The sequence below is a fragment of the Streptococcus mitis genome (assembly GCF_002096755.1).
Taxonomy (GTDB): Bacteria; Bacillota; Bacilli; order Lactobacillales; family Streptococcaceae; genus Streptococcus; species Streptococcus mitis_AC.
This window is the reverse complement of sequence record NZ_NCVF01000025.1, coordinates 211,490-225,554: the sequence shown is the minus strand read 5'-3', so window position 1 is coordinate 225,554 and position 14,065 is coordinate 211,490. Positions and strand designations below refer to the sequence as shown.

Sequence of the window (14,065 nt, the reverse complement as noted above, 5' to 3'; positions counted from 1 at the left end):
GAATTAAGGTAAAACTAAAAGGACTTAGCCCTGTACAATACAGAACTAAATCCTTTGCTTAAATTAATTGTCTAACTTTTTGGGGTCAGTACAATTTTTCCCAGCTTTTTATATATACTATTAGATTTGTTAGAGTGAAGTCAAAAAAGTGATTCCACCTAAAATAACACCAGCTGAATTTGGAATGATTAGTATCCAATCCTTCTTAGGTTCCTTTGTCCATCCATAAATAACCCAGATTAAGCAAGATATAGCAGCTGATAAAGGTTGAAATGGTTGAGCTTTATTTCCCTGTAAATTAGCGATAATTTGAGGTATGTAGGCAATAAATACTATAATTCCAATAAAGGCACCAATAGAACCTACGATTCGATTAATTTTTTGTTTTGTCATATACACCTCCTTCAAAAGGATATCATAGAAATTAGCGAAATGCAATAAATTCAGATACAAATTGTAACGAAAACCAATACAAAAGCACAAAAATAGAGAAACTATTTATTTTTTGTTATAGTCAAAGCGAATGACTTGCTCTTTTGCATCTACGTGGGCGTGGACTCCGAAGGGAATAATGGCTCTTGGAGTTGCGTGGCCGACATTTAGATTATAGATAATCGGGATATTGCTGTCAATGATATCCAATAGTGCCTCTTTATAGTCGTCATAGAAAGTTTCATCCATAGGTTTTCCGACCAGGAGTCCACTGATGCCCTCGAATATGCCAGTGTCTTTTAAAGTTCGCAACATCTTTTTGAAGTCTTCTGGCTCAGGCTTTTCTTCGCTTGTTTCTAGCAAGAGGATTTTTCCTTCCCAGTCTGACAAGTCAGGGAAAAGTTTGTATTTTTGACAGAGCTCCGTGCTATCTGCGTATCGAGAGTTGTCAAAGATATCGTAGAGGGATTCGAGGCAACCACCGAGGATTTTTCCCTCGAACTGGGCATTTCCTTGCAACAACTCAAAACCGGTATTTGTATGACTGACACGAGGTGTCCCCAGAGCCTTGGGACTGAAGTCAGTCCTTTCATCATACCAAACGTCACTAGAGCGGATTTCTGAGATTCTTCCCGTCTCAATCAATTCTTTAAAGTAGTGAAGGCTATAGGTTAGCATTTCTTTTTCTAATTCACAAATGTCTGCTAAGAAGGATTGACCATAAAAAGTCTTGATTCCTAGTTTATGCAACATGAGATGGTTCATGGTTGTATCCGAGAAGCCAAGAAAAATTTTTTGTTTGATAACCTTTTGTAGTTGGTCATTTTCAAAAAGATAAGGTAGTAGGCGATAGGTATCGTCTCCACCGATGGCACATAGGATCATATCGATGCTATCATCAGAAAAGGCATGAATCAAATCCTCTGCACGAGCTTCAGGATGGTTCTTGATAAAGTCTAATCCTTTTAGCGAATGGGGCAAAACGATAGGATTGAGTCCCAGGTCCTTGAGACGTTGGACACCCAAGTCCACTTCGTGTTTGACAAAGTCCTCTCCGATAATGCCACTAGATAAACTAACAATACCAATAGTAGAAACCATATTTCTTCCTCCTAGAAATTGATTGAGCCTATTTTATCATAAAAGATGGGAGAAAACTATAGGGAAAAGGGTAGAGGGAAGCTTGTAGGCAAGCAAGTGAAAAAGCAACCGCTGGTGCAGTTGCTTTTATGATTCTTCTTAATAGCGTGTTGGTCCTGCACTTGCGCTGCGGATGTTCAAGCGTTTCTTGAGATAGAAGCGAAGGGCTAGGAGGGCTGCTCCAATAATAGCCAGTGGCAATGGAGCAAGTACTGGGTTAAGGCTAGCTGGTAGGAAGCTTGTTGCAAAGAAGACAAGCAACCAAAGGAACATAGAAGCTAGGATAACCAGTACAGATTTCCAGAAAGGTGGGCGTTGACTGCGGTCCATATCTGGTCCATAATATTGGTAAACAAAGTAGTACATCAAGTAGAAGGCAAATCCACCAACCAGTCCAACTAGCAGGAGAGTGACAAATCCATAGCCGAAAGCTTGATCTGCCGCAAAGAAAGTTGTGAGGGCGCTGACGAGGGCAAAGAGGCTAGTGATGAAAAGAGCTGAGTCCATAATCATGAGTTTTGGATCATCATTTTCTTTTGGATGCTCTTTTTCATATTGTTCCTTGACAGTGAAACTATGAGCCCAATGGGTCGGTGCGCCATAGAGGGAACGAGCAGTCGTACCCTTGGCTTGCTCTTCAAGGATTTGGGGAATAACTTCCTCAAAAATAGCCTTGATTTCAGCGTCTGTTTTTCCATCTTTGATGAATTGTTGGGTAGCGATGTGGACAAACTCTTGGTTTTTCTTGGTTAATTTTTGTAGATCAATCTGAGACATAGGAACTCCTCTTAGAACCATTTTTTATGGATGAGATAGAGAGTGAGCGAGACACTCATAGCAAAGGCGATAAAGACGATTAACCAGAAGGCATTCGGCTCACCATTTAGGGGGATTTCATTATCCTTAAAGTTCATCCCGTAGGCAGAAAAGACCATGGTTGGGATGGACATGACGATGGTCACAAGGGCCAAGGTTTTCATGATGTTGTTCTGGTTGTTAGAAATGATAGAGGCGAAGGTCTCTGTCATAGAATGCAAGACGTTTCCATAAATGTCTGCCATCTCGATGGCCTGTTGGGTTTCAATTAGGGTATCTTCAAGCAGGTCTTCGTCCTCAAGGTATTTCTTGATATTGCTGGTTGAGCTGGTCAATTTCTTAATCACACGCTCATTTGTTTTGAGGGAGGCCTTGAAATAGACGATGGTTTTTTCCAATTCCATGAGCTCAATCAATTCTTCATTTCGAGTTGATTGATGCAGTTGACTTTCAATCTGTTCACTCTTACGATCAATCGAACGAAGGGCTGTTAGGTAAAGCTCTGCATTGCGATAAAGAATCTGAAAGATAAAACGCGAACGCATGAAGGTATAGAAATTACGCAATCGACGGTTGATAAAGACATCGAGGACCGGTAATGGTTCCAAACACGTAGTGATAATGGTTTCCTCGGTGATGATAATACCAAGCGGGATGGTTACGTAGTAGGTGCGGTTATTTCTTTCCTCTGTGACTGGAACGTCTACGATAATCAGGGTATACTCGTCTTCAATGGTAATACGAGACATTTCTTCCGCATCGAGCGGTGCCCGAAGGTCAGCAATATCAATATCGAAGGCGTTGGCGATTTCGAGTGATTCATTTTGAGTCGGATTGACGAGATTGATCCAAGTACCCGGTTCAAGTGTATCGATCTCTTTAAATTCAGTTGTTGTAGAGAGAAAAACTTGTTTCATATCCCTTATCCTTTCTCATTTTTCAGATTTTTTCACACCGTACTATTATACTACAAAATCGGCTTTTTTCAAATAAAATCTTACAAAGACACCGTTATAATTGGCTTTTTGCTTTGTCTTGAAACGTTGATTTTTGAATTTGCTCCCCTTTTTGCTCCCCCTATAGTGCTTTTAGTGCAGTTTCGTAGAATGAGACTGCTTTTTTTGCGTTCTCTTTTGAGAGGTGGCTATATATATCCATGGTCATTGATAAAGTGGAATGACCTAGGCGGTACTGGAGTTCCTTGTATGGTATTCCAGAGTTAAGTAAGAGACTAGCGTGAGTGTGACGGAATCCGTGAAAGCCAATGTTAGGAACATCAGCACGCTTAAAATGTGTTTGCAATCTTCTTTTAAGCCTTGAACTGCTAGGATACTCATGAATGAAATCCGAAAATACCACGCTTTCACGTTGTCCTATCTTCCAGGCCTCTTTAGTTTGGCGTAGTTTGTACTGCTTCAGCATGCTAACAGTCGCTTGATCTATATCTATATCCCGATAACTAGCCTTAGATTTTGGGCTATTGATTTCTAAATCCCGATTTAGTGTTTTGGTAATATGCACAACGGCATTATCTAAGTCTATATCAGACCAGGAAAGAGCTAAAGCTTCATTGATACGGCAACCAGTAGCCAATAGGAACTTATAGAGCGTTGTCTCATAGTAGTAACGATATCTATCGCTATCTAAATTATCGAGATAACCAAGAAACTTTTTTAGTTCTTGATTTTCAAAGTGTTTTACCTTTTGGCGCTTTGCTTTCTGAGTGTTACGAGGTAAAACAACATCACGCGCAGGATTGGACGGTATAGCTTGCATGGTTACGCCATATTGTAAGATACGTTTGTTTAAAGCATGTATCTTGTCATAGTGTAGAAAAGCCCCTTTTTCCCCTCTATTGGTCTTGTCAGCAAGTTCGTTGATAATAGACTGGATAAGTGGAGTAGTGAGCTTATCGAGCTTGTAAGCCCCAAAAATAGGCAATATATGATTATCAATTAGCTTTCTAACATTGCCTTGAGTGTTTGGCTTAACCGTATTCTTATAACTTTCTAACCAGAGATTGGCTAATTCTTGATAGTTTTTTATGGTGCTAGCCTTTTGTCTGGTAGATCCTGCTTTCTGAAAAGCTATTTTTTCTTGATTGGCTTTCTGTTTTACTTCCTTTTGTGTCCGACCTGTTACCTTGGTTTTGACTTTCTTTCCTGTTACCTGGTCAACTCCTAGATATACATTAGCACGATAGACTTTACTACCGTCTTTTTTTATAACTTCAGTTATTTTCATGATGATAAACCTTTCTAAAATACATCAGCAGGCAAGCTATTATCAAAAAGGTTTTATATCATGCTAGGGCTTCATAGATTGCCCCACATTCGATTTTAAAGAGTCAGGCGGTAAATAATACCAGAGTTGGAAACAAGGCGGATATGGGGTTAATATGGGCTTGTTTATAGTAAACAGGCTTGTATTTAAAGTTTTTTATCGTCAGTTAGCTGTTTTAAAGTTTTTTCAAAGTCCGAGTTTATCTTTTGAGTTTTGTTGAATAGTTGGTATTCTGCTTTTGCTTTATCTTTCGCAACCTTGGAAGTGATTTTCCCATGACCTTCTAAAATATCGTATTCTTGGAAAGTCAAAAAGCGGTCAATGCTTTGGGCTAGTTGTTGCATTGTCTGAGCTTTTCGCTGTTCTATCTGTCTTTCCAGGTAATCAAAATAGCTAGATATTCCTCTTTCAAGGGAGCGGATTTCTGTTTCTGAAAGGTAATTCTTTGCTATTTGGGTATCTGCTTGCAGTATGCGACCATTAGGGGAGTTTTTCCATGTTGTAAGTCCCATGTTGTCTTTTGTATGGTCAGCTTTCGTGTAGATAATTTCAGCAGCAGTTTGGCCAGTGATTGCATAATGAAACTTATTCTGTACATCAGCATAGAATTGCTTAGTCAACGTACTTTGTGGGTCATAGTCGATAGAGATTTCTGCAAAAATATCTGTAATCTGCAACCATATACGACGCTCACTAGCTCGGATAGAACGCACGCGCTCCAAGAGCTCACGGAAATAGTCTTTTTCCAGCAAGTTTTCGCCTTGTTTCAGACGGTTGTCATCCATGGCGAACCCTTTTATCATGTACTCACGAAGTACCGAAGTAGCCCACTGTCTAAATCTCGTAGCTTTTTGGGAATTGACACGGTAACCAACTGAAATGATGGCATCAAGGTTGTAGTAGCTGACATCCTTAGTTTGGGTTTTATCAGCAATTGCACCGTGTTTTGTGGTTATTTCCATTTTGGAAACAACCACCTTTTCTTCTAATTCTCCCTCTTCAAAGATATTTTTTAAGTGCTTACTAATTGCAGGAACACCGACATCGAAAAGTCTAGCCATTTCTTTCTGACTAGCCCAAATCGTTTCGCCTTTGATGATGACACTAGCTGTCTCGCTATCGTTGTCAGCAGTATAGATTAAGAATTGTAATTCGTTCATGAGATCCTTTCTAAAACATTGTAAGTGGTTGACATTTGTTGACATCAATAAAATTAGTAGATATGGGGCTAATATAGACTTGAAGCTTGAGCGAAGCCCGAGAATCCACGCGCTTCAGGATTGTTTAACATTGTGGCGCGTGGGTATGGTGTAAGTCGCTTTTTAAATGCAAGAGTGGTATAATGATGTTGTAATCATCTTATCGGGAGCGTCCTCTATAGTGTGTAGAGAGTTAACACCAGCTCCATCTGGTTCAATTAGGTTGATTATATTAGATTGGTTAAAGGTAAGGGTATTGACTTACCTTTTTTTTGTTGCTATTGTTCAATTCTCTTGGCTTTGCTTGAATTTTTCTAACTCTTTTAGATAGTCTTCTGCCCAAATCCCCGTTTTTTGATATCGGTCAATTCTGTCTATATATCTTCGATTAAAGTTAGCTTCAATTTCCAAATCCATGATCATATCCATATTATTCTCTGTATAGTCAAGACTAGAAATATATTCTTCTAAGAAATTGGCCTGTGATTCGTAGAATTTTTTCATACCGTTTAAATCCTTAACAGGAATAGGATTTCGGAGATTATAGTTATATAGATTTATAATATCATTCAAGTCTAATCGGATAAAAAATGCACTATCGATAGCTTGTTTGGTATTTTCAAAAGCTTCTTCATCGAGCTCTTCTCTAGTTTTTTCCATGTAATCTAGGATATAGTCCCAGTTATATCGACTTCTAGCAGAACTGCCATATAATAGTTGCTCAACGCTAAGATTTCCTAGTTTTGCTATTTTTAACAAATTTTCTTTGTTAGGCAAATTACGCCCCTTTTCCCAATTATTAACAGTCCCCTTACTGGTATTAAATGCTTTACCAAATTCCTCCATAGTTGCACCTTGATCAAGCCTAATACTTTTAATTCGGTTTCCTACTTCAATATTATTCACTTCCATTTTTTTACCTCGTATTTAAATTATAACTATTTTTTGTTTTTAAGTAAAGAAAAGTATTGACTTTTTAAAAAATATTGGTTACAATTAAGGTATGCAAAAGTAAAGGAGGTGATGAGATTGCCAAAATATAAAATTAAAGGCTACAGAAATATGTTGGGGCTAACCCAAGCAGAGCTAGGAAAAAAATTAGGTATGACAAAGCAAACATACTACAACAAAGAAACAGGGCGTTGCTCATTTACGGATACTGAGAAAATAGCTTTCAAAAAATTGCTATTACCAATGTTTCCAGATATCACTATTGAAGATATATTTTTTTAAACAAAAAGTATGCAAAAGTAAAGATTGGAGTAAGCCAATGGAATTAGTCTATATGGACGGTAAAAAAGAGCCGTATACTACGAGTGAGATCATCGCTGAATGTGCTGGAGTCACTCATCACACAATACAAGAACTTTTAAGGAAGCATAAAGCTGATTTTGAAAGCTACGGAATTATCGCATTTGAAATGCGTAAATTAGACGGGCGAGGGAGACCGATGAAAATCTATCGCTTGAATGAGCAACAAGCGACCTTGCTGATTACTTATCTAAAGAATACCGAACCTGTAAGGCGTTTTAAGATGAACCTGGTCAAAGCATTCTTTGAAATGCGTGAGGAACTTTCTAAGTTTCGTATGCAGAGAGCGCTAGAAAAGCCAAAAAGAAAAACCTTGCATGACAGTATTGAGACATGGCCTAATGCACCAAAGCATGCACATAGCACCATGAACAACCTGCTACTGAAGGCAGTAACCGACAGGAACGCTAAGCAGTTAAGGGAAGAACGTGGGGGCTACAATGGCATTGATAGCTTGACAAGTGACGAGCTGGAGCAATACCAGGCATTTGAGGACATGGTAATAGCTATGATTGGCTTGAATATGAGTTACCAAGAAATCAAGGCTATGGCATTCAGAAATAAAAATACACGCCAAAGAAGCGCGTGATTGCAACAAAAAAGGCTTACCGAGACCAATCAGCAAAGCCTTTCACACTAACACTAAAACGAATTTAACAAAAAGCAGGCAAGCCATTATCAAAAAGGTTTTAGTAAAGATTTATACCTAGATTATAGCATATTTAGGGCAATTTGACCATACGGAGAGCGCCAACTCTTTAAACTGGTACTTTCTCACGCTTTCAATTTGGCGACTCTGAGCGTGAAGATATCGTCTATAAGAAACAACTCAAAAAGCCCCACGCTCAGAAGTTTGGCGACCGAGAGCGTGAGGCTGTAGGCAAGAAAAAAGTATTAAAAAGCCATCGTGGCAAGTATAAAAAGATAGAAAAAGAGGTAAAAAACATGACAACAAAAAAAGCAACATCAAGCCAACAAGTTCTATTATCGGCTAAGAAACTAGCAGAATTAGGGAACGAATTAACCGACATCATGAATGTTTTAGAAATGAATAACCTAGCTCTTGAAGGGCTTGAGTTTGCACTACAGAAAGATACAACCATGTTCTTATGGCTTGCTAAAAAATACACTGATACAGCATACGCCCAGAATGAAAAGCTATACGATCGTCTAAATGAAATAGCCTTTTTGCTTTTGAACAATGACGACGCTAAAGAGCTGGAGGCATACCATGACTAAAGATATTAAAGAAATGGCACAAGCCGAAGACGACTTGCTGAATATGGAACAACCTAAACAAGCGGAATTTATCAAGAACTATAAGGCGAGGGCATAACATGAACGAACTAGATTTAACCAACATACAGGCGATTTTTGTTACCGTGGTATCGATTGGCATATTGCTTTATCTAAACCACCGAGACCGCAAAAAAAGCGCCCAATTTGAGCGAGAAAACCAACAGACGATAGAAACACCTAGCGAGGATTTAAGCCCTGATTATGGGCGTTATATCCAGCTTGCAGGGGTAAGAGTTTACGGAGGAACTGAATGAGTCTATCAGAGAATGACAAACGAGTATTAAGACTAATCAAGGTAGGGGCTGAGAACTCCATAACAGGGGCAGAAATCAGCCTGATCACTAAGCTAGCAGAAAGAACCGTGCAAGATATTATCAGCCGTCTAATCACGCGCCATAGCGTTCCTATTGTTGGGGTTCGACACGGAACATTTAGAGGATATTTTATCCCTGCTAACAAAGAGGAGTTACTGGACGGAGCAAAAGCATTCTATAACCAAGTACAGGAAGAACAGAAACGCCTAACTGTCCTTTTAAATGCTGATTTAGAGAGCTACAAAGAAACCTTGAAGGAGGTGGGCGGATATGTTTAGCCTAAGCCGAGAAAGTGAGCAAGACCTAGTGCATGGAATTCTGGAGGTAGTGGAAAGATACCATGAAGCGCGTGATAGACTCAAACCACGACTGACAGGCTTAATATCAGCCCAGGAAGTCATGGACGAGTTAGATATAAAATACATGACACTCCAAAAGTGGGAAAAAGCAGGGCTAAGACGGTATCAACCACCACTAGAAGATACTAGGAAAATCTATTATAGAATTTCTGACTTGATGAAGTTTATGGGGGTGGATGAATGAGGGTGCTGGAGTTAATTCTATCCGCTGACAAATTGCCTTTGTTTGGCTTTCTCAAGTCAAATCCTACTCAAGTATGGAAGAATGGGGAACATTACAAATTTATCTACTTTGAGCCAATAGGCGAGGGCTTGACGGCTTTCCACTACAAAGGTTTGTATGTGGCAGTTAAAGACGAAAACGAGGAAGCAGAGGGCTGGGAACTGACCAGAGATTTAGAGATAGGTTTGGCCAGTCCTGACTTGCTGATGATTCTGAAAGATTTAGAGGTAAACAAATTGACCGAGCAACGGCAGGGGCTTGGCATGGAGTTGAAAGGCTGGATTTTCGACCTGATTTGTAACGGCATTTATACCAGGTACGAGACTTCTCTATTTGTCCGCTTGCTATTTGTGAATGGCTACAGTTTTAGTCAGCTGGTGGACTTGTTTTCTACAATCGTCAAGCGTAAAGACCTAGCAAGCTATTTCCTAGAAGTAGCGACAAAATTCTATAAGGAGGTGGCTTTTGAATAGTGACGACATTGTAAATAAAATCATTGAAGAGAATCAGCAACGTGAACCCATTAAGGTAATAGAAGAATCAGAAAGCTATCTGACAACCTTTAAAGGGGTACAAGGCTTTTTATTCAACGTATGTAAGAATCTTGGGGAAGATAGACCATCTAAATCTTTGGAGGTTGCTGACTTTCTTAGAAAGTATATCCGATTTGTGAGAATCAGACCAGAAGTGCAGGGACAGAAAGCGCCCTTGTATTTCTATCATCCTGATAAGGGGATTTGGTTAGAAGATAACGAGTTACTTCAAGATTTAATCTCAACCATTCAACCTGATACGACAGAAAAACAAGCCTTTGATACGATTTACAAAATCGCTAGACGTAGCCCGTTGAAGTCTATCCAAAATGATTATACGGTTATCGGAAACCAGCTATATAACGCTAGTAAGGAAACGTTTGAACCTTTAACACCTAGCATTATTGTAACTAGAAAAATCCGTACAAGGTACGACCCAGAAGCCTATGAGCCTACTATACACGGTTGGAAGCCCAGCAAGTGGCTTGCTGAATTATTTGACAATGATCAAGAATTATATAACCTAGCTATCCAGATTATTAAAGCAAGTATCACAGGTAGAACCCTAAAAAATATCTTTTGGCTTTATGGCGAGGGTGGGACTGGTAAAGGAACTTTTCAGCAGTTACTTATTAATCTAGTAGGCATGGAGAACGTTGCAAGTCTCAAGATGACTGAGTTCGATAAAAGCCGTTTTTCTACCTCCATTCTGTTAGGTAAGAGTCTGGTTATTGGGGACGACGTACAAAAGGATGCAGTTATTAAAGATACGTCAAATATGTTTAGCCTTGCGACTGGGGACATTATGACTATAGAGGACAAAGGGAAGCGCCCCTATAGTTTACGCTTGAATATGACTATTATCCAGTCATCCAACGGCTTACCAAGAATGAACGGGGACAGGTCAGCGATTGACAGGCGGTTTAAGATTCTACCATTTACCAAGGTCTTTAAAGGGAAACCAAACAAGGCAATTAAAGACGACTACATCAACAGGAAAGAAGTATTAGAGTATCTCACACGCCTAGCCCTTGAAACACCGACAAAGGACATCACACCAGAGAAATCAAAGGAGATTTTGCAAGAATACCATGAGGATAACAACCCAGTTATCGCTTTTGTATCTTCATTCTTTACTGATGAACTATCAAGTGAGTTTTTGCCTAATAGTTTTGTTTTCCATAACTGGAAAGGATTTACGGAATATTATGGGGTGAAACTACACAAGACAGAAATGGGGTTGCATCGAGAGATAAAAAGTAATCTACCAAGTTGGATAACCACAGGCCAGAAAGTAATACCATCAGGGAGACAACTTCATTCTGGTTTCTATCCGCATGAAGATACAGCGCCTTACGCACATCCATATTTTAACGGTAGGGAAAAGCCAGAGCAACGGAGAAAAGCTAGAAATGAACGGGGATACTTTAATGGTAAAGCAAAAAAGAAGCAATAACTTTATACACTTTATACACTTGATAAAAAAGTGTTATACTTGCAACCCTTAGAGCGCCAAGGACTTTATACACTTATACACTTTATACGGCAGGTTTTTTCTTTTACAGTATTAAGCACTATAATTCCTGTAAATTATATAAACTAGTGTATAAAGTGTATAAAGCGTATAAAACAGGGCTTAAACCCTTGATATGACAGGCTTTTAATTTTATACACTTCAAAAATAAAGTGTATAAAACTTTTTCTAAGTGTATAAAAAACATAGATAAAAATGGCAAAAACAAGGTATTTTACATAATTTACCTTAAAACAGAAAGAGGAAAAACAACATGACACTAAAAACATTTTCAGACAAAGCCAAAACATTTACTTTCACTTACGAATTTAAAGACCTAGATACTGCTATGGTAGCAGGTCACGCGCTACTGGGATATATGACTGGAACTTATGAAGTACCATCTATTTCAATAACTCACAAGGATAAAGGGACGCTTGTAGCTGAGTATGTGGAGGATAACAAACTGAACAAGACCTTCAAGCGTATTTGTGACAGTTTTAAAGACTACTACAACCAACCAGTGGACGATGAAGCATTTGAAGAACGTTATAAACGGGAGCGCGTGCTCCAACTCAAGGAGTCAGAGGACTTTGAGAGCTTGCTGAATAAGGTCACAGATTACGAGCTGGAACTATTAGACTATGCTGATCGCTTGCTTTCTGATAAGCCTATCCCTATGGATTCTATGACTGCTTTTGGTACGTTGAAAATGTTGGGTAATGAAAGCATTAACCTACTCCAAAAGTTGGACGTAGAGGGCGAATATAAAGGACTTGCTGATTATTCTGGTCAGTAAACACAGGGGAGCAATCCCCTTTTTGTTAACAAGTCAATAGTTTTGGGTTTTTCCATATAGGGGGAGATAGTGAAGTAGTTGCAATTTACCAAACGAACACCGTAGAAGGGGGAAATATGGAACGCGATAGCCGAGGGAGATTTTTGCCGGGCAATCAAGTAGCAAAAGGCAACAAGGGCAATAGAAAGCCCAAATATGGCAATAGCAACGCTTTGAAGCATGGACTACGCAGAGGATATACCGGATTGTTACCAAGCCTAAAAGGTGGGGTGTCTATATATAAAAATGGTGCATACCTTGGAACGCTACCAGACAAGTATTTCCACCATTCTGAAGATGGGGCGCTTTGGGTAGATTACAACGCTTGTCAGTATTTAATTTCAGTTTGTGGCTTGCCTAAAAGTATGTTTAGCGAACCCGAGGAATGGTAAAGGTGCAGATATTTGAACTCCGAGCGAACGCCGAGAAAATGCAAAAAAAGCCAGCACAGGGCTGACTCCTTTGTGATATTCCGATAAAAATATTATATCATAGAGGAGGCCGAGGCATGACACCAGAGCAGGTAAAAGAAAAACTAGAGGGCGTTAAGTGGATAAGCAAGGAAATCAAAGGCTTATATTTGGAATTGGAGGCCCTGGAAGGTGGTATTATCAAAAAGCCAACACTAAGCCATAGCAGGGTACAGACAAGCAGAGAGAACAAGACAGAGAACAATCTTATAAGTGTTCTAAAACTAAAAGAGGATACGCTTCAGAGGATCGAGCGACTTACTGAGGAAAGAATGGCAATATCTGGGCTAATTGATAAGCTGGACAATCCGCTTGAGCGTTCTGTTCTAAGACTTTTTTACTTGAATGATCTTGTAGCTTTGGAAGTAGCTGAAGAAATAGGAAAATCAAGAACAAATGTATACTTAATTAGGCAAAAAGCTATAGAACACTTGAGCAAGGTGGAAGGAGCGAACTAATGGAGCTGGATAAGTTTAAAACGATGATGAACGTCAGAGAGCGGATGACTTACTTTCTACGTTTCCAGAGGATGGCAGGAAGTGAAAACCAAGTTACGATAGATGAAGAGGCTTGGAAACTTGTCTTACCTGATCAGTGGAATTTGAGCGGTGAGCATGAAAAAGCAATCCGTGAGGGATTGGAAATATTCGCCCAAGACATCAACAGTATAGAGAACAAGCGAGCCAGAAAATACTTTATTATCCATTATTGCTATATGAGAAAGAAAACTATGAGTGAATGCGTAGAGATGGCAGGTACTAGCTCCACTAGTTATCACCGATACAAACAGATAGCCGTCTTAAACTTTGCGAGAATCCACCAGAACGGAGAGCTAGAAGCATATAAGTAGGCGTTTGTGGTATTTTGTTGAGAAATGTTGAGATTTAAGTGAGGGGGAATGACATGATTGAAGATTTTTTGATTGATTTGGAGAATATCCAATTAGAGGATGTGGAGATAGATTTAAACATGGATATAGACATCGATTTAAACATAGATTTTGACCTTGATGGTTTAGATTTAACCTTACTACAAGAGTTAGAAGCATAAATGTTGGCAAATGTAGGCGTAGGCTTCATATTCGCCCCCTATTTTGCTTTGTTTCGTACTGGACAACTAAAACACCACGGACAAACTACAAGCCCTTAGAAACGAATCTGGGGGCTTTTGTGAGGTCATAATCTTATAAACCACGCGCTTCATGGTATAATATACCTATCAGCAACCAGCAATAAAAAAAGCACGTTTGACCGTGCTAGTTTCTTGCCTGCTGAACTCGTCAAATCTTAGCCCTTTTGTGGGGCTTTTTTGCTCCCCTTTTTGCGTACTTTGGGG

General features: G+C 39.3%; 20 protein-coding genes. 13 read left to right on the top strand and 7 right to left on the bottom strand.

Translation table 11 applies throughout. From position 1 onward, the window contains the following. Window positions 1-129: 129 nt before the first annotated feature. The 7 genes from B7700_RS08475 to B7700_RS08445 form a co-directional block, all read right to left on the bottom strand. A complete protein-coding gene (locus tag B7700_RS08475; protein WP_000166114.1) occupies window positions 130-393 on the bottom strand; it encodes a SemiSWEET family transporter in 264 nt (87 codons plus the stop codon). Between the two features lie 105 nt (window positions 394-498). Next, entirely contained in the window at window positions 499-1,533 is a 1,035-nt protein-coding gene (locus tag B7700_RS08470; RefSeq protein ID WP_084888300.1) for a S66 family peptidase, read from the bottom strand. Between the two features lie 138 nt (window positions 1,534-1,671). Further along, complete coding sequence (locus B7700_RS08465; RefSeq protein ID WP_000078011.1) at window positions 1,672-2,349, bottom strand: DUF1129 domain-containing protein; 678 nt, start codon at window positions 2,347-2,349, stop codon at window positions 1,672-1,674. An 11-nt stretch (window positions 2,350-2,360) separates the two neighbouring features. Then, complete coding sequence (locus B7700_RS08460; protein WP_000815623.1) at window positions 2,361-3,305, bottom strand: magnesium transporter CorA family protein; 945 nt, start codon at window positions 3,303-3,305, stop codon at window positions 2,361-2,363. Between the two features lie 160 nt (window positions 3,306-3,465). Next, window positions 3,466-4,632: a tyrosine-type recombinase/integrase gene (locus B7700_RS08455; RefSeq protein ID WP_084888297.1), complete on the bottom strand. Its 1,167-nt coding sequence runs from the start codon at window positions 4,630-4,632 to the stop codon at window positions 3,466-3,468. Window positions 4,633-4,817: 185 nt separating this feature from the next. Beyond that, window positions 4,818-5,831: a virulence RhuM family protein gene (locus B7700_RS08450; RefSeq protein WP_001004339.1), complete on the bottom strand. Its 1,014-nt coding sequence runs from the start codon at window positions 5,829-5,831 to the stop codon at window positions 4,818-4,820. 324 nt (window positions 5,832-6,155) lie between these two features. Continuing rightward, entirely contained in the window at window positions 6,156-6,782 is a 627-nt protein-coding gene (locus B7700_RS08445) for a helix-turn-helix domain-containing protein (protein ID WP_049543985.1), read from the bottom strand. 150 nt (window positions 6,783-6,932) lie between these two features. Between B7700_RS08445 and B7700_RS08440 the strand changes: the two genes are divergently transcribed. The 13 genes from B7700_RS08440 to B7700_RS11205 all read left to right on the top strand — a co-directional run bounded on the left by B7700_RS08440 (window position 6,933) and on the right by B7700_RS11205 (window position 13,780). Beyond that, window positions 6,933-7,103 carry a helix-turn-helix transcriptional regulator gene (locus B7700_RS08440; RefSeq protein ID WP_239682354.1) on the top strand — a complete coding sequence of 57 codons (171 nt, stop codon included), beginning with the start codon at window positions 6,933-6,935 and terminating at the stop codon, window positions 7,101-7,103. A gap of 37 nt (window positions 7,104-7,140) precedes the next feature. Beyond that, window positions 7,141-7,770: a Rha family transcriptional regulator gene (locus B7700_RS08435; protein ID WP_049543981.1), complete on the top strand. Its 630-nt coding sequence runs from the start codon at window positions 7,141-7,143 to the stop codon at window positions 7,768-7,770. A 356-nt stretch (window positions 7,771-8,126) separates the two neighbouring features. Next, window positions 8,127-8,420, top strand: coding sequence for a hypothetical protein (locus tag B7700_RS08430; RefSeq protein WP_049531945.1), 294 nt, complete (start codon window positions 8,127-8,129; stop codon window positions 8,418-8,420). A gap of 98 nt (window positions 8,421-8,518) precedes the next feature. Then, the gene (locus tag B7700_RS08425) at window positions 8,519-8,734 is read left to right on the top strand and encodes a hypothetical protein (RefSeq protein WP_049543980.1); all 216 of its coding nucleotides are present in this window, start codon (window positions 8,519-8,521) and stop codon (window positions 8,732-8,734) included. Then, window positions 8,731-9,072: a hypothetical protein gene (locus B7700_RS08420; protein WP_000058832.1), complete on the top strand. Its 342-nt coding sequence runs from the start codon at window positions 8,731-8,733 to the stop codon at window positions 9,070-9,072. Before B7700_RS08425 ends, B7700_RS08420 begins: the two co-directional genes overlap by 4 nt. Continuing rightward, on the top strand, window positions 9,065-9,337 hold the full coding sequence (locus tag B7700_RS08415) for a transcriptional regulator (RefSeq protein ID WP_077804409.1): 273 nt from the start codon (window positions 9,065-9,067) through the stop codon (window positions 9,335-9,337). Before B7700_RS08420 ends, B7700_RS08415 begins: the two co-directional genes overlap by 8 nt. Further along, the gene (locus B7700_RS08410; protein WP_049543975.1) at window positions 9,334-9,849 is read left to right on the top strand and encodes a hypothetical protein; all 516 of its coding nucleotides are present in this window, start codon (window positions 9,334-9,336) and stop codon (window positions 9,847-9,849) included. The genes B7700_RS08415 and B7700_RS08410 overlap by 4 nt, the downstream gene beginning before the upstream one ends. Next, complete coding sequence (locus B7700_RS08405) at window positions 9,842-11,365, top strand: DNA primase family protein (RefSeq protein WP_049543974.1); 1,524 nt, start codon at window positions 9,842-9,844, stop codon at window positions 11,363-11,365. Before B7700_RS08410 ends, B7700_RS08405 begins: the two co-directional genes overlap by 8 nt. A gap of 331 nt (window positions 11,366-11,696) precedes the next feature. Further along, window positions 11,697-12,221 (top strand): hypothetical protein, encoded by a 525-nt coding sequence (locus B7700_RS08400; RefSeq protein ID WP_049543973.1) that lies wholly within the window; start codon window positions 11,697-11,699, stop codon window positions 12,219-12,221. 116 nt (window positions 12,222-12,337) lie between these two features. Further along, window positions 12,338-12,652, top strand: a complete 315-nt coding sequence (locus tag B7700_RS08395; RefSeq protein ID WP_049543972.1) for a hypothetical protein — start codon at window positions 12,338-12,340, stop codon at window positions 12,650-12,652. Between the two features lie 116 nt (window positions 12,653-12,768). Next, a complete protein-coding gene (locus B7700_RS08390; protein WP_084888295.1) occupies window positions 12,769-13,188 on the top strand; it encodes a DUF1492 domain-containing protein in 420 nt (139 codons plus the stop codon). After that, on the top strand, window positions 13,188-13,580 hold the full coding sequence (locus tag B7700_RS08385) for an ArpU family phage packaging/lysis transcriptional regulator (protein ID WP_084888294.1): 393 nt from the start codon (window positions 13,188-13,190) through the stop codon (window positions 13,578-13,580). Before B7700_RS08390 ends, B7700_RS08385 begins: the two co-directional genes overlap by 1 nt. Before the next feature lie 53 nt (window positions 13,581-13,633). Continuing rightward, window positions 13,634-13,780, top strand: a complete 147-nt coding sequence (locus tag B7700_RS11205) for a hypothetical protein (RefSeq protein ID WP_192855678.1) — start codon at window positions 13,634-13,636, stop codon at window positions 13,778-13,780. Window positions 13,781-14,065: the final 285 nt, after the last annotated feature.